We start from the raw sequence: 20176 nt of genomic DNA on the forward strand, positions 1-20176 counted from the left end.
GAGTCACCGGGCCGGGGGCGGGCCCACCGAGTCCCGTACCACCACGTGCGTGCCCAGCAGCAGGTGTTCGTCCGCGGCGCCCGGGGTGTGTTCGAGGGCCGTGCGGACGGCGAGACGGCCCAGTTCCTCGTAGGGGACGTGGACCGTCGTCAGGGCGGGGTGGAGATCGCGGGCGAAGGGGATGTCGTCGTAGCCGGCGAGGGAGACATCGCCCGGGACGGACAGGCCCGCCTCGTGCAGGGCGGTGAGGGCGCCCGCCGCGACCATGTCCGTGGCGGCCACGACGGCCGTGAAGCCGAGATCGTCCTCGAGCGCCTGCCGCATGAGGCGGTGGCCCGCGTCGCGCGTGAAGTCGCCGTGCAGGACGAGGGACTCGTCGGGGGTGAGGCCGCGGGCCCGGTGGGCGGCGAGGTAGCCGCGTTCGCGGCCCAGGGCCGTGGTGTGGTCCGCCCGGCCGCCGAGGAACAGCACCCGGCGGTGCCCCTGGGCGAGCACATGGGCGACCAGCGTGTAGGCGCCGCCCTCGTTGTCGTACTCGATGACCGTCACCGGGGCACCGGGGTCCAGCGGCGGCCGGCCGCACAGGACCAGGCGGGAACCGGCCGAGGCGAGGGAGTCCGCCATGCGATGGGTGCGTTCGCGGTACTCGGGGGTGTCGGCGCTGCCCCCGACCAGGATCACCGCGGCGGCCCGCTGGGCGCGCATCATCTCGACGAACTCCAGCTCGTGCCGGACATCGCCCTCCGTGCTGCACACCAGGCAGAGATGGCCCAGGCGGGTCGCCTCGCGTTCCACGCCATGGGCCATGTGCGCGAACGACGGGCCGGTGATGTCCTCCAGCACGAAGGCGAGGGTGGGCGTGCCGACACCCGCGATCGCCTTCGCCCGCGCGTCGGCCACATAGTCCAGGTCACGGACCGCCCGCATCACGCTCCCCCGGGTCGCCGCGCTCACCGGGTACACACCGCCCAGCACCCGTGACACCGTCGACGCCGAGACGCCCGCGCGCAGCGCCACGTCCCGGATGGTGCTGCGGCTCGCGTCCCCGCTCTTCCTCGTCATGCCCGCCTCGTCTCTCCCGGGCACCGGCCCGCACCCGCCCCCTCGGGAGCTGCGGCAACACCATGGCAACCGGTTCCCATGGGCGGAGGCTAGCAGTGGCCGGGGGAGGGAAGGAGGGGCGTGCGCGGACTGGTGCCGGGCTTCCGGCTACGCCGCGCCCAGCGTCCCCGCGATCCCCGAGATCGCCTCCGGCCCCACCCGGCAGCACCCGCCGATCAGCCGGGCCCCCGCCTGCTGCCAGCCCGTCACCTGGTCCGCGGTGAACCGGGAGCGGCCGGTCCAGGCGCGGGCCTCGGCGTCCCAGGTCTCACCGCTGTTGGGGTAGACGACGACCGGCTTGCCGGTGACCCGCGCCGCGGTCGCCGCGGCGGTGTCCACGTCCTCGGGCGCGCAGCAGTTCACGCCGACCGCGATGACCTCGTCCACGTCGGCGGCCAGGGCGAAGGCCTCCTCCAGCGACTGCCCGGCATGCGTGCGGCCACCGGCCACGGAGTACGTCAGCCAGGCCGGCACCCCGAGCCCGCGCACCGCCCGCAGCAGCGCCGCGGCCTCGTCGGCGTCGGGGACCGTCTCCAGGGCGAGCACGTCCGGGCGGGCCGCCGCCAGCACCTCCAGACGCGGGCGGTGGAAACGCTCCAGTTCGTCGACCGTGAGCCCGTAGCGGCCCCGGTACTCCGAGCCGTCCGCGAGCATCGCACCGTAGGGGCCGGCCGAGGCCGCCACCCACAGGGGCCGGGAGGCGCGTGCCCGGCGGGCCGCCTCCCGTGCCAGCTCCACGCTGAGCGTCATGAGTTCGGCCGCCCGGTCGTGGCCGATCCCGCGTTTCTCGAAGCCCTCGAACGTGGCCTGGTAGCTGGAGGTGATCGCCACGTCAGCGCCCGCCCGGAAGTAGGCCAGGTGCGCCTCGGTGATCGCCTCCGGCTGTTCGGCGAGCAGCCGCGCCGACCACAGCTCGTCGCTCAGGTCGTGCCCGGCCGATTCGAGCTGGTTGGACATGCCGCCGTCGAGGACGACCGTTCCGGCGGCGAGGGCTTCGGCGAGGGTGATGGTGCTCGTCATAGGCACGACGGTAATCGAGATCCGGCGGCGGAACCCAGCCGATTGTGTCCAGTACATGAACAGGTCGACCACCATGTGGGATGGCGGTTACGATCAGGACCCTCCCCCTCCGCTTGTCAGGAACCCTCATGACCGTCCCCAGCCCCACCGAGGCCGCCGAGCCCGCCGAGCCGGCCACCGCGGCGGCCCCCGCTCCCCGCCGCACCTTCGGCCTCGCCGCCGCCACGGCCCTCGTCATGGGCAACATCATCGGCGGCGGCATCTTCGCGCTGCCGGCCACCGTCGCCCCCTACGGCACGATCAGCCTGCTCGCCTTCCTCGTGCTCTCGGTCGGAGCCGTGCTGCTCGCGCTGCTCTTCGGCAAGCTGGCCCGGCGCAGCCCGGTCACCGGCGGTCTCTACGTCTACCCGCGCGACGCGTTCGGCGAGTTCGCCGGGTTCCTGTCGGCCTGGTCGTACTGGACGATGTGCTGGGTCAGCATCGCCGCCCTGGCCGTCGCGGTCGTCGGCTACGTCGACGTGCTCATACCCCTGCACGGCAACCACGCCCTGCAGGCCGCCGTCGCCATGGCCGCCCTGTGGCTGCCCGCCGCGGCGAACTTCGCGGGCACACGGTGGGTCGGCGCGGTGCAGGTCGTCTCGACGATCCTGAAGTTCGTACCGCTGCTCCTGCTCGCCACGATCGGCCTGTTCTTCGTCGACGCGGACAACTTCGGGCCGTTCAACGCCTCCGGCCAGAGCGTCTCCGGCGCGCTGGCCGCCTCCGCCGCGCTGCTGCTGTACAGCTTCCTCGGGGTCGAGTCGGCCGCCGTCAGCGCGGGCGAGGTCCGCGACCCGGAGCGCACGGTCGGCCGGGCGAGCGTTCTCGGCACCCTGGCCTCGGCCGTGGTCTACATCCTCGGCACGGTCGCCGTCTTCGGCCTCGTCCCGCACGACCGGCTCGTCGACTCCGGCGCCCCGTTCGCCGACGCCGTCAACGCCATCACCGGCAGCTCCTGGGGCGGCACCGCCATCGCCCTGGTCGCCGTCGCCTCGATCACCGGCTGCCTCAACGGCTGGATCCTCATGGCCGCGCAGATGCCGTACGCCGCCGCCCGCGACGGACTCTTCCCGGCACCGTTCGCGAAGCTCGGCAAGGGCGGCGTCCCCGGCTTCGGCGTGTGGGCCTGCGCGGTCCTCGGCTCGCTGCTCATCGCCCTCAACTACACGGCCGGCCCGGACACCACCTTCCGCGTCCTCGTCCTGATCACCACCTTCACCGGCTGCGTGCCGTATCTGCTCTCGGCGGCGGCCCAGCTCTACTGGCTGGCCCAGGGCTCCCGGGACCGCGTCCGCCCCGCGGGCCTCACCCGCGACCTGATCGTCGCGGCCCTCTCCTTCGGCTTCTCCTTCTGGCTGATCGCGGGCGCCGGGTACGCGGCCGTCTACCAGGGCGTGCTGTTCCTGTTCGCCGGGATTCCGGTGTACGTGTGGCTGCGCGGACGCAAGGACACTCCTTCGGCGCGGGCCTCGGCATAGCATCGGGGGATGCCCGAGGTCGCTGTCGCTGTCGCTGATGCCGAAGTCCGTGAGGTCCTGGGAGTCCCGGCCGGGAGGGCGGTGTTCGAACCGCTCACGCACAACCCGTGGAACGGCGTCACGGCCGGAGTGTGGCGGGTCACCGGCGGCGGGCGCTCGGCCGTTCTGAAGGTGCTGACGCGGACGAAGGAGACCAGCGTCGCCTGGGCGGCGTCGAACGACCCGAGCCACTGGAACTTCTGGCGCCGCGAGGCGTACGTCTACCGCTCCGGGCTCGCCCAGGTCTGGCAGCGGCACGGCTTCCGCGCGCCCCGGCTGCTGGCCTGCGTCGACCGCCCCGACGGCGATGTGGCGCTGTGGCTGGAGGACGTGTCCGGCGCACCCGCGACGGCCTGGCCGCTCGACCGGCACGTCGAACACGCCCACCGGCTCGGCGCCGCGCAGGGGGCCGTCGCCGCGGGGGAGGACCACCCGTGGCTGTCCCAGAACTTCCTGCGCGACTACACGGCCGACCGGACGACGGGCCAGGACCTGCTCGACGACGACGAGGCCTGGCGGCACCCCCTGGTCCGGGAGCACTTCCCGGCGGGCCTGCGCGCGGACATGGTCCGCCTCCACCATGACCGCGAGTGGTTCCTCACGGTCATGGAATCCCTGCCCCGCGCCTTCTCCCACCTCGACCAGTGGCCCGCCAACGTCCGCTCCGACGGCCGCGACAGCGTCCTGTTCGACTGGGCGTTCACCGGCGACGGCGCGCTCGGCGAGGACCTCGGCAACTACCTCCCCGACTCCGCCTTCGACCTGTTCGTCCCCGCCGCCGACCTCCCGGGCCTGGCCAAGGCGGCCTACGACGCCTATGTGCACGGCCTGCGCCACAGCGGCTGGCACGGAGACGAACGCCTCGTACGGCTCGGCGTCTGCGCCTCAGCCGTGAAGTACGACTGGCTCACCGCGCTGATGCTGGCCCGCGCGGACGACGAGCAGACGGACTACGGCGGCGCGGGCACCGTCCCCGCCGCACTCCGCTACCGCGAACGCGGCCTGACCCTCGCCTTCCTCGCCGACTGGGCGGCCGAGGCCCGGCTGCTGGCTCCCCTGCTCGGCTTTCCCGAGGCGCCCAGCGGACGCTGACGGCAGACAGAAGGGAAACGCATGGCCCGCGTGGTCGAGTTGACGTACTACCCCCTCAAAGGGTGTGCCGGGACTTCGGTCCAGGAGGCGCTGCTGACCCCCGCAGGACTGGCACACGACCGCAGCTTCATGGTCGTCAGCGAGGAGGGCGTGTACCGAACCCAGCGCCGGGACCCCCGCCTTGCCCTCATCCGGCCGGCCGTCACGGCCGACGGCGGGCGACTCACACTCCGGGCACCGGGACGGGAGGTCCTGCACCTGAGCGTGGACACCTCCGGCGCCCGGCAGAAGGTCGACCTGTTCGGGGACGCCTTCCAGGGCATCGACCAGGGCGACGCGGCAGCCGCCTGGCTCTCGGACGTGCTCGGCGCCCCGAGCCGGCTCGTGCGCGTACCGCCGGAGCACGACCGGGTGACCGACGGCATGACACCGGGCACCTCCGGCTACGCCGACAGCTGCGCGCTGCACCTCGTCTCCCGCTCCACCCTCGACCTGCTCAACCGGAGACTGACCGAGCGCGGCACCCGCCCACTGCCCATGGACCGCTTCCGCCCCAACCTCGTCATCGACGGCTGGGACGACCCCCACACCGAGGACCGCGCCCACCACATCCGCATCGGCGACACCGAACTGGGCTACGCGAAGCTCTCCATCCGCTGCGCGGTCACCCTGGTCGACCAGCACTCCGGAACCAGGGCGGGCCCGGAGCCCCTCCGCACCCTCGCCGCCTACCGGCGTGCGTCCCAGGGCGGCATCGCCTTCGGCACGAAGTACGCGGTGCTCCGGCCCGGCAAGGTGTCGGTCGGTGACGAGGCGGCCGTCATGTCGTGGGGCGAGTCCGAGGTGTGAGCCTCACCGCCGCGCCCGGCCCGCATGACGCCCGCCGCCCCGGCCCCGTCGCGCCGCCATGGGTACGGCGAGGCTGACCACGAGGGCCAGTCCGAGTGCGTAGGGCCACCAGCCGAAGCCGATGTTCTCCGACGCGCCGGCGCTGCGGGGCGTCGCCGCGTCGGATGCGGGCGAGCCGGACGCGGTGGGGGACGGGCTCGCGGCGGCGTTGGCCGCTGTCAGGGCGATGTCGTTGCCGTCGCCGGCGCGGTAGCTGATCCGGTACGTGGTGCCGGCCAGCTTCAGGCGGGCGCCCTCCTTCAGGCCGGTGAAGGTTCCCGAGGGCTTGGAGCGGCCCTTGTTGTCGAGCACGGGGATGACGCGAGCGGGCCGCCTCCCGGCCGCCGACACGTCGAGATCTCCGGACAGGCGCACCGCGCCCGTCACCGTCAGCGGCTCGTCCCGCAGGAGCAGGGAGCCTTTCGCGCCTTGCGTGTAGGGGCCGTTGACGGTGAGCCCGGCCGTGACGGTTCCTTCGTTGGTGACCGCCCCTCGGACCGTGCCCTTGCCGCTCAGGGCGGTCGACACGCGCAGGCCCGCCCGGCCCGTGTCCAGCCGGGCTCCGGCCGAGGGGAGCCGGATCGCCTCGCTGTGTGTGAGGGTGGCGCCTCGGCGCAGGGCCAGCGTGCCCCTGGAGACCGTGGTCGTCCCGGTGTACGTCACCGCGCCGCCCGTCAGAGTCGTCGTGGCCGCGCCCGACTGTGTGAGCGAGCCGCTGCCGCCGATGCGGGACAGGGTGAGGGGCCTGTCCGTGTTGCGCAGGACGAGCGAGCCATTGTTGACGACCTCGGAGCGGGCGCCTCGCGTGTACAGCCCGCCGTCGCCGCCGCGCTTGCCGCTGCCCAGCCGCAGGACCGCGCCCTTCTCGACCGTCGTGGAGCCGTCGTAGTACTGGACGGCCGCGAAGGTCACGTCGTTGCCGGGGGTTCCGGCGATGACGATGTCGCCGGCGCCGGGGGCGGAGAGCGTGTCGTGGAACCGGCCGCCGCCGATGGGGGCGCCGAGCGTCACCGGGCCGTTGTAGTCGAAGGTCAGCTTCGAACGCTCCCGGGCCGCGAGGAGGTTGATGTACACGGTTTCCGCGGTGCCCGGCATGAAGATCTCGCGCGTGGTGCCGTCGCCCCACTGGACGTTCGCGCCCTTGATGTTGGTGCCGCGCTTGTTGACGTTCTTGCGGGCCGGTGTCCAGTTCAGGGCGGGGTCGCTGAGCGAGGGGTCGGTGTCGCCGCCCCGGTCCGACCAGCTGTACTGCCCGGTCAGGACGACCTTGCCGCCCGGCCGCGACTGGACGTTGATGTCGCTGCCGTACTCGTGCTGGTAGAAGTCCATGCCCATGGTGACGGTCCTGCCCAGCGGGGTGTCGACCGTCCAGGTGCCCTGGTTGAGGATCTTGCGCACGCGCGGCAGCGAGGTCGCGTACTCCGGTCGCCCGGCGTTCGCCTGCGTGCCGTTGTCGATCACCCCGGAGAAGGAGTGGGTCCCCGACAGGTCCCAGGTGCCCCAGAGGAAACGCGGCTGGGTGATCAGCCCGGAGCCGCTGACGGTGCCCAGGTTGTAGGCACTCTTCAGGGCGAGCCGCAGGGTGCCGTCGACCCGGATGTTGTCCTGGTTGAGCCGGAACGCCGGTGTGCCGTACGGGAAGTGGCCGATGAGCCCGGTCGTGCCGCCGTCGCCGTACTGGAGGGTCGCCCCGCGCTCCACGGTGATCGCGGGCGGGTCGGGGCGGGCCACGGTCACATACGGGTGGTTCCCGCCGAGCGTCCGCACCGTCTGCCGCTGCCGGGACCGGGGCAGCGTGAAGTCACTGTCCCCGGTGAGGACCAGCGTCCCGCTGCCCCGCACCGTGAGCGTCCCCTCACCCCGGAACACGCCGCCGTACGTCGTCGTCCCGGGCGGCACGGTGACGGCCGTGTCGCCGGTGAGCGTCACATCCCGCCCGGCGAGCACGGCGGCCGTGACGTCCCGGGGACCGGCGGCCGCCGCCGGGGGAGCGGCGACGAGGGACACGACCGCCGCGAGAACGCCGACGGCCGCTGCTGTGGTGTGGGTGGTGGGGCTGCGCACATGATCGGAGACGTCGGGGAGAGCGGCCGATAACAGAAAGTCGGCGAGCCGCCCCGTCTTCGTCCCGTCAGACCCGTTGACCTCTCCGTGACACACCCTTACCTTTTCGGCGTTCGTAATGACAGATGGTGTTCGAAATATCAGACAACGCCAGTGAGAGGCAGCCCCCCGCATGAGCCGCGACCGCGACCACGCTCTGCCCGAACCCCCCAGCCGCAGAATGCTGTTGAAGGGTGCCGCAGCCGCCGGTGCCCTGGCCGCCGTTCCCGCCGTCCCCGGGGTGGCCCAGGCCGCCACACCGGGCAGGCACCCCAAGCCGGCCCCCTTCGCGAACCCGCTCGTCCCCAACCGGGCCGACCCGCACATCCACCGGCACAAGGACGGCTTCTACTACTTCACCGCCACCGCCCCCGAGTACGACCGCATCATCCTGCGCCGCTCCCGCACCCTGAACGGCCTGGGCACGGCCGCCGAGTCCGTCATCTGGCGCGCCCACCCCACCGGGAACATGGGCGCGCACATCTGGGCGCCCGAACTGCACCGCATCGGCGGCAAGTGGTACATCTACTTCGCCTCCGCGCCCGCCGAGGACGTCTGGGCGATCCGCATCTGGGTGCTGGAGAACGCCCACCCCAACCCCTTCAAGGGCACCTGGGTGGAGAAGGGCCAGATCAAGACGGCCTGGGAGACCTTCTCCCTGGACGCCACCACGTTCACCCACCGGGGCTCCCGCTACCTCGCCTGGGCGCAGCACGAGCCCGGCATGGACAACAACACCGGCATCTTCCTGTCCGAGATGGCGAACCCCTGGACCCTGAAGGGCCCGCAGGTGCGGCTCTCCACCCCGGAGTACGACTGGGAGCGCATCGGCTACAAGGTCAACGAGGGCCCGTACGTCCTCAAGCGCAACGGCCGCCTCTTCATGACGTACTCGGCCAGCGCCACCGACTTCAACTACTGCGTGGGCCTGCTGACCGCCGACGCCGACAGCCACCTCCTGGACCCCATCAGCTGGTCCAAGTCGCCGACCCCGGTCTTCACCAGCAACGACACCACCAAGCAGTACGGCCCCGGCCACAACTGCTTCACGGTCGCCGAGGACGGCCGCACCGACGTCCTCGTCTACCACGCCCGCCAGTACAAGGAGATCAACGGCGACCCGCTGAACGACCCCAACCGCCACACCCGTATCCAGAAGCTCGGCTGGAAGCCGGACGGCACCCCGGACTTCGGCATCCCGGTCGCCGACGCCATAACGGCGGGTGACTGAGATGAGACGTGCCTACGCCACCCTGCTCGCCCTGTGCCTGGCCCTGGCGGGCGCCCTCGCCACCGCCGGCCCCGCCCAGGCCGCGCCGCAGACGATCACCAACGGCACCCAGTTCACGGACACCTCCGGCAAGCCCGTCCATGCGCACGGCGGCGGAGTCCTCAAAGTGGGCTCCTACTACTACTGGTTCGGCGAGCACCGCAACGCCGACAACACCTTCCGGTACGTCGACGCCTACCGCTCGACCGATTTGAAGAACTGGGAGTTCCGCAACCACGTCCTCACCGAGGCCAGTGACCCGGAGCTCGCCACCGCCAACATCGAGCGGCCCAAGGTCATGTACAACGCGTCCACCGGCAAGTTCGTGATGTGGATGCACAAGGAGAACGGCACCGACTACAGCGAGGCCCGCGCCGCCGTCGCCGTCTCCGACACCGTCGACGGGAACTACACCTGGAAGGGCAGCTTCCGGCCGCTCGGCCAGCACATGTCCCGGGACATCACGGTCTTCGTCGACACCGACGGCGCCGGGTACATGATCTCGGCCGCCCGCGAGAACTACGACCTCCAGATCTACCGTCTCACCGCCGACTACACCGGCATCGCGAGCCTGGTCGCCAACCCCTGGCCCGGCGGCCACCGCGAGGCCCCCGCCCTGTTCAAGCGGAACGGCGTGTACTTCATGCTGACCTCGGGCGCCACGGGCTGGAACCCCAACCAGCAGCAGTACGCCACGGCCACGAGCATCGGCGGACCCTGGTCGGCCATGAAGAACATCGGCGACTCGACGACCTACGGCTCGCAGACCGCGTTCGTCCTGCCCGTGCAGGGCACCTCGGGCACCTCGTACCTCTACCTCGGCGACCGCTGGGGCAACTCCTTCGGCGGGACCGTCAACGACTCGCGGTACGTGTGGCTGCCGCTGACCTTCTCCAACTCGACCACGATGTCCATGTCCTGGTCGCCGGAGGTCACCATCGACACGGCCGCCGGGACCGTCTCCGGCACGAGCGCCACCTACCACACCCTCATCGCCCGCCACTCCTCCAAGTGCGCGGACGTGACGAGCCAGTCGCTGTGGGCCGGTGCCCAGCTCAAGCAGTACGACTGCAACGGCGGCACCAACCAGAAGTACTGGTTCAAGTCCGTCGGCGGCGGCTACTACCAACTGGCGGTCCGCAACAGCTCCCTGTGCGTGCGGGAGAACGCGAGCACGGTCACACAGGAGAACTGCGACGTCTCCGCGACGAGCCAGCAGTGGTCCCTGACCACCACCGGCTCGTACGTGAACGTCAAGTCCCGGGCCTCCGGCGAGTGCCTTGACGTGAACGGCGCGTCCACCGCCGACTCCGCCGCCCTCATCACGTACACGTGCAACGGAGGAACCAACCAGCAGTGGACGCGCGGGACATGACGGCCCCGAGGGCTGCTAGGCCAGCAGGTCGATCGCGTCGATCGCCGTCCCCGCACTGAGGAACCCGGTCGCCCCCGACCCGCTCACCACGTCGATCCTGAGCACGTTGTACTGACTCGTGTCCGTCTTCCAGGCGGATGCCGGGACGCTGTACGTGAACGTGTGGTTGTTGCCGCGGTAGGAACCGTTGGTCAGCGACCGGGTGTTCGGCTGGGTGGGCGGGGAGGGGATGGCGGATGTCCAGGTGTCGTTGACCGTGATCTGGGGGCGGCCGTTCGCGTGCGCCGTCGTCACGCCGATGCGCAGGGTGTGCGCGGCGGCGGCCTGCGCGGCGGTCAGCTTGAAGTACACGAGCAGTCCGCTGTTGACGTCCTTCCAGAGGTAGCAGGGGAAGGCCGCCGTCTCACCGCCGCCGCCGATCACCACGTTCCCGGTCCAGGACGCGGCCCGTACGTCCGACGGATGCGCGTACGTCATCAGGTCCGCGTTCTTGAACCCGCCCGGCGTGCCGTTCCAGTCCCCGATCCGCCAGATCGCGCCGGCGTTGGCGGGGTCGTTGGAGGACGGCAGGGCGATCGTGTTCAGCGTGGTCGTCCCGCCCGCCGACACGCTCACCGACGTCGTGTACACCGCCAGCTCGCCCTTGAAGACGGTCAGCGTGTACGTCCCCGGCAGTACGCCCGCGAGGGAGAAGTATCCGTCCGAGGAACGCGCCGAACCCCAGTACTGAGCGGCCGAGTTGGCCAGTCCGACGGTGTACGGATACGCCGAGTTCCGGCCCGATATCCCGACGCCCGCCACCTTGCCCCGGCCGCTCGCCGGCACGTATCCCGAGATGCCGAGCGAGTCGGCCCACGGCGTGGTCAGCGTGCCCGGGAACAGTGCCGAGGAGGGCGCCCCGCCGTCCGTGAAGGCGATGACGTACGGGCCCTGGAGGCCGAAGCGCTGGGCCTCGGTCTGGTTCTGGCCGTAGTAGAGGATCTCGTAGAGGCCGCCGCCGTCGGCGCTCTGGTGGCGCAGCAGGGAGCGGTAGAAGGGGCCGCCGGAGGCCTTCTCGTGGTTGCTGCGCACGACCCACAGGCCGACCCCGCCGGCGGACCAGCCGACGTAGTCGTAGTCCATGACGCGCCGCTTGGAGTAGTGCTTCGAGCGGGTCTGCCCGTCGGACTTCCGGAACACGTCCGAGGCCTCGATGGTGGTGGGCGCGTAGGTGTACGAGTCGGGCTCGTCGTTGAGGAACGCTCCCTTCTTCACCCGCACGATGTACCGGGTCGCGGAGACGGACGTGTCGGCCTTGTCGGTCCACAGGTAGATGTTGTTCTCGCCGCTGCGGGCCGCGTAGTAGTGCTTCAGCGTGCCGTGCGTGACGGAGACCAGGATCGTCGAGCCGGACTGACTGATGCCGACGGTGGAGGCGCCGAGGCCGGACTCGATGTGCGAGTTCATGCCGCCGTAGCCCTGGTACTCCGTGCCCCGGTAGACCAGCGAGGTCAGGTCGCCGGTGGACTTGCTGACCTTGAAGACCAGCTGGGCGCCGGTGTCGACGACGTAGTTCGAGCCGTCGTCGCTCCAGCCGAAGGCGGCGGCGTGTGCCGTGCCGGTGAGGGCCGTGCCGGCGGCCGCGGCGGTGGCGGCGAGGACGAAGGTGCGGCGGCCGACCGGTCTGTGCGCGGATCCGGACATGGGGGGCCTCCTCGGGAGGTGGGGGGAGTTCGGGTGGGAGTGAGGGTGACAGTTGAATCGATTTCGCGAAAGGGCTTTCGGTCATGTGAAGTTGTCCATCTCGTGAATGCTGCTCGGGGTCTAGAAAGCGCTTGTCCGGAGCGGTACGGTCCACCTCCAGGTCTTGTCGTCCGCTGAGAGGAGCCGCGAGTGAGACGTTTCAGCATCGCCGTCGTGGCGGCGTTGGCTCTGGGGAGCGCGTTGCCGTCCGTACCGGCGCAGGCGCACTCCGGCCGCCCGTCCCCGGGCCTGGCGCAGTGCGCCGCCGGCACCTGCCACTTCGACGTCCCGCCCGGCACGTACGACGTGCGGGTCGTGCTCGGCGGAGAATCCGCGTCCGCCACCAGCGTCAGCGGCGAGACCCGCCGTGCCCTGCTCCCCGAGACGGCCGCCCCCGCGGGCAAGCACGTCACCCGCAGCTTCACCGTGAACGTCCGCACGCCCGAGGGCGAGCCCACCGGCCCCGAGGGAACCCCCGGCCTCGACCTGCGGATCGGCGGTTCCGCACCCGCTCTCGCCGACATCAGGGTCACCCCCGCCCGGCACACCCGCCAGATCTTCCTCGTCGGCGACTCCACCGTCTGCGACCAGTCCGGCGACCCGTACTCCGGCTGGGGCCAGCAGCTGCCCCAGTACCTCCGCGAGGGCGTGTCCGTCGCCAACTACGCCGATTCCGGGGAGAGTACGGTCTCCTATCTGGGGAACCCGAAGCTGTGGGCCACCGTGCGGCCCCTGATCCGCCCCGGCGATCTGGTCCTGGTCCAGCTCGCCCACAACGACAAGACCACGGACGAGGCCACCTACCGGGCCAACCTGGAGACCCTGGTGGACGGCGTCCGGGCGCGGGGCGGACAGCCGGTCCTTGTCACTCCCATCGTGCGACGCTGGTTCAACGCGGACGGCACGCTGAACAACGGAACCGCCCTCCTGGTCAACGGCCTCGGTGTCGACCACCCGGCGGTCACCCGCTCCGTCGCCGCCGCGCGGAACGTCCCGCTGATCGACCTCACCGCGAAGACGAAGGCGCTCGTGGAGTCCCTGGGCGTGGAGGGCTCCAAGGCGCTGTACCTCTACAACGAGGCGCGGGACAACACGCACACCTCCGTGCGCGGTGCCACGGCCTACGCGGGCCTCGTCCGCGACGAACTCGTCACCCGGCATCTGGTGCCGAAGGGCACAGTGCGGGTGGGATAGAGCCCCTGGGGCGCCCCGACCGGAACCGGGGCGCTCCAGGTCCGACCCGTTCCGTCCGATCCCAGCGTCTGAGCACGAACCGCGCACGAACACGAACCCGCGCACGAAAGAGAACCGATGCACCTGCCTCCGGCCGACGGCACGACGTCCGCGTTCACCGGCTACACCCGCGCCCACTGGGAGGCGGCGGCCGACGCCCTGCTCACCGCCGTCGAGCCGTACGCGACCGAGGACCGTGCGCTGTACCACCTGCCCGGCGAGCGGACCAGCTGGTCGGGACGCCTCTCCGACGGCCTGGAGGGCTACGCCCGCACCCTGCTGCTGGCCGCCTTCCGCCGCGACGAGAAGGCCCTGGAGCGCTACGCCACCGGCCTCGCCGCCGGTGTCTCGGGTGTCTGGCCCCGCATCGAGGACCGCAGCCAGCCCCTGGTGGAGGCGGCGTCGATCGCGCTCGCCCTGCGCCTGACCCGGGACCTGCTGTGGGACCGGCTGGACGACGGCGTACGGCAGCGGACGGCCGCCTGGCTCGGCGACGCCCTCACCGCCGAGGCGTGGCCCTGCAACTGGGAGCTGTTCCCGGTCACCGTGGGCGGCTTCCTGGCCGAGATCGGCCACGAGCCGGAGGCGTCCCGCGCGGCGATCGACCGCGGCCTGGAACGCATCGAGCGGTGGTACCTGGGTGACGGCTGGTACACCGACGGCGACGGCCGCAAGTTCGACTACTACAACGGCTGGGCGATGCACCTCTACCCGGTGCTGCACGCCTGGCTGGAGCAGGACGAGCGCCTGCTGGACCTCTACGGCGACCGGCTCTCGCGCCACCTCTTGGACTACGCCCGGCTGTTCGGCGGCGACGGCGCCCCGATGCACCAGGGGCGTTCCCTGACGTACCGCTTCGCGACGACGGCCCCCCTGTGGCTGGGCGCGCTGACCGGCCGTACGCCCCTGTCGCCCGGGGAGACCCGGCGCCTGGCCTCCGGAGCGCTTCGGTACTTCCTCGACCGGGGCGCGGTGGACGACAAGGGCCTGCTGTCCCTGGGCTGGCACGGCCCCGACGCGTCCGTCCTCCAGGGCTACTCGGGCCCGGCCTCCCCGTACTGGGCGAGCAAGGGCTTCCTCGGCCTGCTGCTCCCCGCGGACCACGAGGTGTGGACGGCGGCGGAGGAACCCGGCCCGGCCGAGCGCGCCGACGCCGTCACTCCCGTCGGACCGCCCAACTGGCTTCTCCAGTCGACCCGTTCGGACGGCGTGGTCCGCCTCCACAACCACGGCAGCGAGGACGTCCGCTACGACCCGTACTACACGCGGCTGGCGTACTCGACGGTGACGGCCCCGGCCCCGTCGTCTTCCTCGTCGTACGACAACAGCGTGATCGTCGGCGACGACCCGAGCCGCACCGGCATCGAACCGCTGGGCGTCGGCGAGGGCTGGGCGGCCTCACGGCACACGGTGGGCGGGGGAGCGCGGGTGACGAGTGCCGTGCTGGCGCGCGGGGCCGTGGAGGTCCGGGCGCATCTGGTGGCGGGCGCGGAGCCCGGGACGGCGGTACGGGTCACCGGCTGGCCGACGGGGGAGGGGCTGAGGGCGGAACTCCTGCCGGCGATCGGCCTCACGGACTCCCTGACGGGCGCCGTGGGCGAGCGGGCCACCCTGTTCGTCGCCCTGGCCCGACTGACGGCCGAGCCGGACCCGGCCCCGCTGGAGGAGTTGGTCTCCGTACACGCCGACGATGCCGGAGCACTGGAGATTCGCTGGAGCGACGGCGGCGTGACGCGGGCCCGGCTGACGGAGTCGGGCGTGGACGTCACGGCTTGAGACGGGCGATCCTCAAGGTCGTGGACGTCGGGGACGCACCGGTGAGCGGCTTCGCGTAGGAGGGCGTGGCCGGGGCGTACGCCCAGGTCAGTGAGCCGTCCGCGGACACCGCGATATCGCCCGTGATCCTGTCCTGGACGACCTTGGCCGCGCTCTGGAACTTGCCGTTCCAGTCGATGAGGCGCAGATGCGTGCCCGCGAAGGTGCCGGTGCAGGTGCCCGCCTTGCACGTGGCGTTCTTGACCGACTCCCAGGACAGCAGCAGCCGGTCCTTGCCGTACGGGGCGAGGTGGACGTTGACGTGTTCCACGCCCTTTGTCTCGGACAGGCGGATCGCCTTGCCGGGGCCGGAGTTGCGGTCCTTCCCGACTTGACGAGGTCGCCGTTACGGCTCGGGAAGGTGCTACCGCAGTAGCCCGCCCAGCACTGCTCGCGCTGCACGACCGGGGCGTTGTCGGGGGCGCCGATGCCCGTCGACACGAACAGGCCCGAGCGCCAGTCGTCGAAGCAGAGCGAGGTGAGGCGCCGGTCTTCTCGGCGTGCAGCGCGATGCCCTCGTTGTGACTGCACCCCCAGCCCCAGCCGCCGCTCAGCTTCGCGCCCTTGGCGCTGACGTACGCCAGCTTGTCGCCGAAGTGCCCGTCGGCCGCGCCGCCCGCGCCGTGCACGACGAAGTACGCGCCGTACTTGCTGCCGTTCCAGGTGAGCTGCCCGTCCAGCAGCGGGGCCGTGTCCTTGGACGCGGTGCCCGTGAGCTTCGTACGGAAGGTCTCCTTGCCGCCCTGGTAGCGGCCGCCGCCGTCTCCTTCCACCTTGCTTTCGGGCAGGGTGCCCGGTCCTTCAGGGCCGGGGTGAATGCCCGTTCCCGCGGAGCGGGGCAGGGGAAGCCGAATCGCCGTCGGGGCGATTCGGCGTCGTCGCCTGTGATGCTGAGGCCACCCCACGGACAGGTGGTGGTGACGGGGAGTTGAGGGTCCTGAGGTCGGTGGCGGCCGGTGGCTGGCCTGGTGTGGTCACTCGTGCGGGTGAGTGTGATCGATGGTGTGCGCGGTGGGGGAATGTGCGGTCTAGGTTCGCGGCGTGGCACGGTTTCGGATGTACCCGACGAGCGGACAGGAGCAGCAGATGCTGCTGCACTGTGCGCACGCCCGGTATGTGTGGAACCTTGCGGTGGAGCAGCATGCGCACTGGCGGCGGGACAAGGTGCACCACCGTCCCGACGGCAAGCGCACCGGGGCCCCGTCGTTCGCGGAGCAGTGCCGTCAGCTCACCGAGGCCCGTGCTGCCAGTGAGTGGCTGCGCGCCGGGAACCAGACCGTCCAGGCACAGGCACTCAAGGACTTCGCCAGGGCCAAGGCCGCGCGTTTCACGTCCGGGTTCGGCGAACCGACCTGGCGCAAGAAGTTCGTGCACGAGGGCTTCCGCGTGATCGGCGATGATCGTGTACCCGAGTACGAGCCGGACGGCCGACCGCTGATCAACCCCAAGACCAGCAAGCAGGTCATGGGCCGCGCGGTCACCGTGCAACAGCTCAACCGGCGGTGGGCGCAGGTGAAGGTGCCGGGATGTGGATGGGTGCGCTTCCGCCTCAGCGTCAAAGGCAAGGGCGCCCGGCTTCCCGCGGCGAAGACGTTTCGCGTCACCCTCAGGAACGGTCAGTGGCACATCGCGTTCGCCGTCATCCCCGATCCGATCGACAAGCCGGGCACGGGCGAGGTCATCGGCATCGACCGGGGTGTGACCATCACCGCCGCACTCTCCGACGGCCGCTCCCTCAACTGCCCCCAGCTCACCACTCGCGAGCGCGCCCAGGTCCGTAAGCACCAGCGCCGCGCCGCCCGCGCCCCGAAGGGCAGCGAGCGGAAGACGGCTGCGTACGCGCAGGTGGCCCGGCTCAAGGCCAGGGAGGCGAACCGCCGTAAGGACTGGTGCGAGAAGACCAGCACCATGCTCGCCCGCACCTACGATCTGGTGCGGTTCGAGAAGCTGAACATCAAGACGATGACCGCCAGGGTCAAGGCGAAGCCCGACCCCGACCAGCCCGGCCAGTACCTCAGCAACGGCCGGGCGGCCAAAGCCGGGCTGAACCGGGCCATCCTGGCCCAGGGCTGGGGCCTGCTGCGGCAGCGCACCGGACACAAGGCTCCCGGCCGGGTCGAAGACGTCCCCGCCCCCTACACGAGTCTGCGGTGCAGTGCCTGCGGATGGATCGACAAGAACTCGCGCAAGAGCCAAGCCGAGTTTGTCTGTTCCTCCTGCGGCTTCACCTGTAACGCGGACACCAACGCCAGTATCAACGTCGCGGCAGGACAGGGCGGGATCCCCCGCCCCCGGCGAACAGCCGGTGCCGGAGGGGTGACAACGGCCACCGGCCGTTCGAGCGCCCGTGAACCTCAGCCCACATGGGTTGAAATCCCCCTCTCTTAATAGGGGGAGGATGTCAATTGTTGCTGTCGGAGACGCGGGTGAGCAGCGCGAAGCCGTCATCGGGTGTGGCCGCCGCGAGCGCGCCGATCGCGGGCTTGCGGGCCGCGCGGACGCGGCGGTGGCGTGTGGTGCGGCGGGGCTGTGTTTCCGGTTGTGCTGTTGTCATGCTCTGTGGTTGCCGTGGGGGCGGGGAAGGTTGCCACGGCACCCGGACGCCATGCTTCGGCGTGCGCCGAAGTGAGCCGGTCCTAGCGTGGCGCCATGACTGCCTTCGCCGATCTGCACCACGGAGACGCACCTCTCCTCCTGCCCAACGCCTGGGACCACGCCTCGGCCCGGGCCCTCGCCGGGCAGGGCTTCGCGGCGATCGCGACCACGAGCCTGGGCGTCGCGGCGGTCGCGGGACTGCCCGACGGTGTGGCGGCGACCCGGGAGGAGACGCTCCGACTGGCCTTCGCCCTGGGATCCGAACCGTTCCAGTTGTCGGTCGACGCGGAGGGCGGCTTCAGCGACGACCCGGACGAGGTGGCGGAGTTCGCGCGCGAGCTGTACGCCGTGGGAGCGGTCGGCATCAACCTGGAGGACGGCCTCGGGCCCGTCGCCCGGCACGCGGCGAAGATCGCCGCGGTCAAGAAGGCGGCACCCGCCCTCTTCGTCAACGCCCGCACGGACACCCACTGGCTCGGCGACGGCGACGGCGACACCAGGGACACGCTCACCCGGCTCGACGCCTACCGACAGGCGGGCGCGGACGGCGTGTTCGTCCCCGGCCTCACCGACCTGCGCCGGATCGCCGCCCTGGTGCGCCACGTGGACGTCCCCCTCAACGTCCTCTACTCACCCGGCGGCCCGACCGTCGCCCACCTCGCCGACGTCGGCGTCCGCCGGATCAGCCTCGGCTCGCTGCTGTACCGGAGGGCGCTGGGCGCGGCGCTGGAGGCGGTGGCGGACATCAGGGCGGGACGGACGCCGACGGGAGTGACACCGTCGTACGACGAGGTGGCCGTGCCCCCGACCCGCTAGGTGTCGAGCGCGGCGACCAGCAGGGCGACGGCGGCCAGGTCCGGCACGCCGCGCAGGAAGGTGACGGCCTGCACGCTCGCGAACCGGCGTTGCGCATCGGTCACAGTGGGGTCGACGGCCGTCTCGGCCTGTACATGGACGTAGTTGAGGGCGGTGGCGAAGAGCATGGAGAACGACTCAGGGCCGGTGATGACGGCCGGGCCTCCGGCACCGCGGTAGGCCCGTGCCAGCCGACGGGCGGATTCGATGTCCACCTCGTTGCCGCCCGACCAGACGTGGACGGCACGCGCGAACTCCCGTTCCGCCGAGACCGGCCCCGCGTTGTCCCAGTCGAGGAGGACCGGCCCGTCGGGGCCGACCAGGACGTTCTGGGGCTGGAGGTCGAGGTGCGAGGTGACGAGCCCGCGTGAATCCGACGGGGTGACCCAGTGGGCCAGCGGGGGAGCGGACGTGGCGACGAAGCCGCTGAGCTCGCCCGACCAGGGCAGGCCGGCGTCCCGCACCTTCTTGAGCAGGTCCTCCCACTCGGCGTCGTCGGGGCACCGCTCGTACCAGTCGTGCGGCGTCTCGACGGCGCCCTCCCCGGCCTGGTGCAGCAGCGCCATGGTCCGGCCGAACCAGTCCAGGACGTCCGGGTCGGAGACGTCCGCCGGGGTGCCGTCGACCCAGTCGTACAGCTTCACCCAGGAGCCGCCGCTCGGGGAGTCGAGGCGGGAGACGTGCGCACCGTGCCGGTCGGCGTGCAGCCGGGGCGAGGCGATGCCGAGGCGTTCCGCTGAGTCCCGTAAGGCGGCCTCGCGTCGTACCTGGGCTTCGTCGCAGCCGAAGAGGAGCTCCTTCACGGCCCAGGACCGGCCGTTCCCGGTGAGCCTCCAGATCTGGCCGAGAGCCCCCCGGGTGACGGGCGTCATCGTCCAGGGGCCGGTGCCGAGCGAGTAGATCTCGGCTATGGAGCCGGCTGTGTCATACATCGGGGATCCTCTCCTCGCGGGGCCAGTTCAGAAGCAGCGCGTGCAGGGCGTCGACGGCCCGGTCCCAGGACACCTGTACGTCACGCGGTGCCCCGAAGGCGCCGTTGGACTCCAGGGCGCAGTAGCCGTGGAAGGTGCTGCGCAGCAGGCGCACCGCGTCGGTGAGGTCGGGTTCCTCCAGGCCGTAGGCGCGGAGCATGCCGTAGGTGATGTCGGCCGTGCGGCGCATCGCGGGGGAGTCGGCGAGGAGGTCCTGGTCGACGGGGAACTGCGTCGCCGCGTACCGGCCGGGGTGCTCGAGGGCGTAGGCCCGGTAGGCACCGGCGAAGGCGGCGAGCGTGTCCCGCCCGGCCTCCCGCCCGTCGACCGCCGCCGCGATCCGGTCGATCATCTCGCCGCCCGCGAGGAGGGCCAGGCGGGTGCGCAGATCCTTGAGGTTCCGGACATGGGTGTACAGGCTGGCGTCCTTCACACCGAAGCGGCGTGCCAGCGCGGACAGGGTGACACGCTCGAAGCCGGCCTCGTCGGCGAGGTCGGCTGCGGCGGCCACGAGGCGGTCGGGGGTGAGGCCGGCTCTGGGCATGGGGGGTTCGGGGGTTACCTCTCCATGAGGGCCACG

At 71.5% G+C, this 20176-nt stretch carries 17 protein-coding genes; 9 read left to right on the top strand and 8 right to left on the bottom strand.

Going from position 1 to position 20176, the window contains the following annotated elements; all coding sequences use genetic code 11:
* Positions 1 to 3 precede the first annotated feature (3 nt).
* Positions 4 to 1062 (bottom strand): LacI family DNA-binding transcriptional regulator, encoded by a 1059-nt coding sequence (locus ACFT4A_RS04155; protein WP_382825760.1) that lies wholly within the window; start codon positions 1060 to 1062, stop codon positions 4 to 6.
* A gap of 147 nt (positions 1063 to 1209) precedes the next feature.
* Entirely contained in the window at positions 1210 to 2121 is a 912-nt protein-coding gene (gene mmuM / locus ACFT4A_RS04160) for a homocysteine S-methyltransferase (RefSeq protein ID WP_382825762.1), read from the bottom strand.
* A 128-nt stretch (positions 2122 to 2249) separates the two neighbouring features.
* Between mmuM and ACFT4A_RS04165 the strand changes: the two genes are divergently transcribed.
* The 3 genes from ACFT4A_RS04165 to ACFT4A_RS04175 are packed head-to-tail and all read left to right on the top strand — an operon-like array spanning position 2250 to position 5618.
* On the top strand, positions 2250 to 3638 hold the full coding sequence (locus tag ACFT4A_RS04165; RefSeq protein WP_382825764.1) for an amino acid permease: 1389 nt from the start codon (positions 2250 to 2252) through the stop codon (positions 3636 to 3638).
* A 9-nt stretch (positions 3639 to 3647) separates the two neighbouring features.
* Positions 3648 to 4769: an aminoglycoside phosphotransferase gene (locus ACFT4A_RS04170; RefSeq protein WP_382825766.1), complete on the top strand. Its 1122-nt coding sequence runs from the start codon at positions 3648 to 3650 to the stop codon at positions 4767 to 4769.
* A 21-nt stretch (positions 4770 to 4790) separates the two neighbouring features.
* Positions 4791 to 5618, top strand: coding sequence for an MOSC domain-containing protein (locus ACFT4A_RS04175; RefSeq protein ID WP_382825768.1), 828 nt, complete (start codon positions 4791 to 4793; stop codon positions 5616 to 5618).
* A gap of 3 nt (positions 5619 to 5621) precedes the next feature.
* On the opposite strand, the gene ACFT4A_RS04180 is transcribed toward ACFT4A_RS04175, so the two are convergent.
* The gene (locus ACFT4A_RS04180; protein WP_382825769.1) at positions 5622 to 7721 is read right to left on the bottom strand and encodes an autotransporter-associated beta strand repeat-containing protein; all 2100 of its coding nucleotides are present in this window, start codon (positions 7719 to 7721) and stop codon (positions 5622 to 5624) included.
* 172 nt (positions 7722 to 7893) lie between these two features.
* On the opposite strand from ACFT4A_RS04180, the gene ACFT4A_RS04185 reads away from it, so the two are divergent.
* Both ACFT4A_RS04185 and ACFT4A_RS04190 read left to right on the top strand, forming a co-directional pair.
* The gene (locus tag ACFT4A_RS04185) at positions 7894 to 8991 is read left to right on the top strand and encodes a family 43 glycosylhydrolase (RefSeq protein ID WP_382825771.1); all 1098 of its coding nucleotides are present in this window, start codon (positions 7894 to 7896) and stop codon (positions 8989 to 8991) included.
* 1 nt (position 8992) lies between these two features.
* The gene (locus tag ACFT4A_RS04190; protein ID WP_382825773.1) at positions 8993 to 10405 is read left to right on the top strand and encodes an RICIN domain-containing protein; all 1413 of its coding nucleotides are present in this window, start codon (positions 8993 to 8995) and stop codon (positions 10403 to 10405) included.
* A 15-nt stretch (positions 10406 to 10420) separates the two neighbouring features.
* Here ACFT4A_RS04190 and ACFT4A_RS04195 read toward each other — a convergent pair whose 3' ends face one another.
* On the bottom strand, positions 10421 to 12088 hold the full coding sequence (locus ACFT4A_RS04195) for a rhamnogalacturonan lyase B N-terminal domain-containing protein (protein WP_382825775.1): 1668 nt from the start codon (positions 12086 to 12088) through the stop codon (positions 10421 to 10423).
* A 189-nt stretch (positions 12089 to 12277) separates the two neighbouring features.
* Between ACFT4A_RS04195 and ACFT4A_RS04200 the strand changes: the two genes are divergently transcribed.
* Together ACFT4A_RS04200 and ACFT4A_RS04205 are read left to right on the top strand one after the other, a co-directional pair.
* Positions 12278 to 13321: a rhamnogalacturonan acetylesterase gene (locus ACFT4A_RS04200; RefSeq protein ID WP_382825777.1), complete on the top strand. Its 1044-nt coding sequence runs from the start codon at positions 12278 to 12280 to the stop codon at positions 13319 to 13321.
* 117 nt (positions 13322 to 13438) lie between these two features.
* Positions 13439 to 15136, top strand: coding sequence for a DUF2264 domain-containing protein (locus tag ACFT4A_RS04205; RefSeq protein ID WP_382825779.1), 1698 nt, complete (start codon positions 13439 to 13441; stop codon positions 15134 to 15136).
* On the opposite strand, the gene ACFT4A_RS04210 is transcribed toward ACFT4A_RS04205, so the two are convergent.
* A complete protein-coding gene (locus tag ACFT4A_RS04210; protein WP_382825781.1) occupies positions 15126 to 15446 on the bottom strand; it encodes a hypothetical protein in 321 nt (106 codons plus the stop codon). The two genes, ACFT4A_RS04205 and ACFT4A_RS04210, sit on opposite strands and share 11 nt — an antisense overlap.
* Before the next feature lie 770 nt (positions 15447 to 16216).
* On the opposite strand from ACFT4A_RS04210, the gene ACFT4A_RS04215 reads away from it, so the two are divergent.
* On the top strand, positions 16217 to 17563 hold the full coding sequence (locus tag ACFT4A_RS04215; RefSeq protein WP_382825783.1) for an RNA-guided endonuclease InsQ/TnpB family protein: 1347 nt from the start codon (positions 16217 to 16219) through the stop codon (positions 17561 to 17563).
* Positions 17564 to 17576: 13 nt separating this feature from the next.
* On the opposite strand, the gene ACFT4A_RS04220 is transcribed toward ACFT4A_RS04215, so the two are convergent.
* Positions 17577 to 17729 (bottom strand): hypothetical protein, encoded by a 153-nt coding sequence (locus tag ACFT4A_RS04220; RefSeq protein WP_382825785.1) that lies wholly within the window; start codon positions 17727 to 17729, stop codon positions 17577 to 17579.
* A 95-nt stretch (positions 17730 to 17824) separates the two neighbouring features.
* Between ACFT4A_RS04220 and ACFT4A_RS04225 the strand changes: the two genes are divergently transcribed.
* Positions 17825 to 18586: an isocitrate lyase/phosphoenolpyruvate mutase family protein gene (locus ACFT4A_RS04225; RefSeq protein ID WP_382825787.1), complete on the top strand. Its 762-nt coding sequence runs from the start codon at positions 17825 to 17827 to the stop codon at positions 18584 to 18586.
* On the opposite strand, the gene ACFT4A_RS04230 is transcribed toward ACFT4A_RS04225, so the two are convergent.
* Positions 18583 to 19557 carry a phosphotransferase enzyme family protein gene (locus tag ACFT4A_RS04230; RefSeq protein WP_382825789.1) on the bottom strand — a complete coding sequence of 325 codons (975 nt, stop codon included), beginning with the start codon at positions 19555 to 19557 and terminating at the stop codon, positions 18583 to 18585. The two genes, ACFT4A_RS04225 and ACFT4A_RS04230, sit on opposite strands and share 4 nt — an antisense overlap.
* Positions 19550 to 20140 carry a TetR/AcrR family transcriptional regulator gene (locus tag ACFT4A_RS04235; RefSeq protein ID WP_382825791.1) on the bottom strand — a complete coding sequence of 197 codons (591 nt, stop codon included), beginning with the start codon at positions 20138 to 20140 and terminating at the stop codon, positions 19550 to 19552. Before ACFT4A_RS04235 ends, ACFT4A_RS04230 begins: the two co-directional genes overlap by 8 nt.
* Positions 20141 to 20176: the final 36 nt, after the last annotated feature.

This window comes from Streptomyces sp. NPDC057099, assembly GCF_042671245.1.
In the GTDB taxonomy this organism is placed as follows: Bacteria; Actinomycetota; Actinomycetes; order Streptomycetales; family Streptomycetaceae; genus Streptomyces; species Streptomyces purpurascens.

What these genes read in the sequence shown, in the direction of transcription:
- ACFT4A_RS04155 (WP_382825760.1), bottom strand. Translation starts at nt 1,062, where the DNA reads ATGACGAGGAAGAGCGGGGACGCGAGCCGCAGCACCATCCGGGACGTG.
- mmuM (WP_382825762.1), bottom strand. Translation starts at nt 2,121, where the DNA reads ATGACGAGCACCATCACCCTCGCCGAAGCCCTCGCCGCCGGAACGGTC.
- ACFT4A_RS04165 (WP_382825764.1), top strand. Translation starts at nt 2,250, where the DNA reads ATGACCGTCCCCAGCCCCACCGAGGCCGCCGAGCCCGCCGAGCCGGCC.
- ACFT4A_RS04170 (WP_382825766.1), top strand. Translation starts at nt 3,648, where the DNA reads ATGCCCGAGGTCGCTGTCGCTGTCGCTGATGCCGAAGTCCGTGAGGTC.
- ACFT4A_RS04175 (WP_382825768.1), top strand. Translation starts at nt 4,791, where the DNA reads ATGGCCCGCGTGGTCGAGTTGACGTACTACCCCCTCAAAGGGTGTGCC.
- ACFT4A_RS04185 (WP_382825771.1), top strand. Translation starts at nt 7,894, where the DNA reads ATGAGCCGCGACCGCGACCACGCTCTGCCCGAACCCCCCAGCCGCAGA.
- ACFT4A_RS04190 (WP_382825773.1), top strand. Translation starts at nt 8,993, where the DNA reads ATGAGACGTGCCTACGCCACCCTGCTCGCCCTGTGCCTGGCCCTGGCG.
- ACFT4A_RS04195 (WP_382825775.1), bottom strand. Translation starts at nt 12,088, where the DNA reads ATGTCCGGATCCGCGCACAGACCGGTCGGCCGCCGCACCTTCGTCCTC.
- ACFT4A_RS04205 (WP_382825779.1), top strand. Translation starts at nt 13,439, where the DNA reads ATGCACCTGCCTCCGGCCGACGGCACGACGTCCGCGTTCACCGGCTAC.
- ACFT4A_RS04220 (WP_382825785.1), bottom strand. Translation starts at nt 17,729, where the DNA reads ATGACAACAGCACAACCGGAAACACAGCCCCGCCGCACCACACGCCAC.
- ACFT4A_RS04225 (WP_382825787.1), top strand. Translation starts at nt 17,825, where the DNA reads ATGACTGCCTTCGCCGATCTGCACCACGGAGACGCACCTCTCCTCCTG.
- ACFT4A_RS04230 (WP_382825789.1), bottom strand. Translation starts at nt 19,557, where the DNA reads ATGTATGACACAGCCGGCTCCATAGCCGAGATCTACTCGCTCGGCACC.
- ACFT4A_RS04235 (WP_382825791.1), bottom strand. Translation starts at nt 20,140, where the DNA reads ATGCCCAGAGCCGGCCTCACCCCCGACCGCCTCGTGGCCGCCGCAGCC.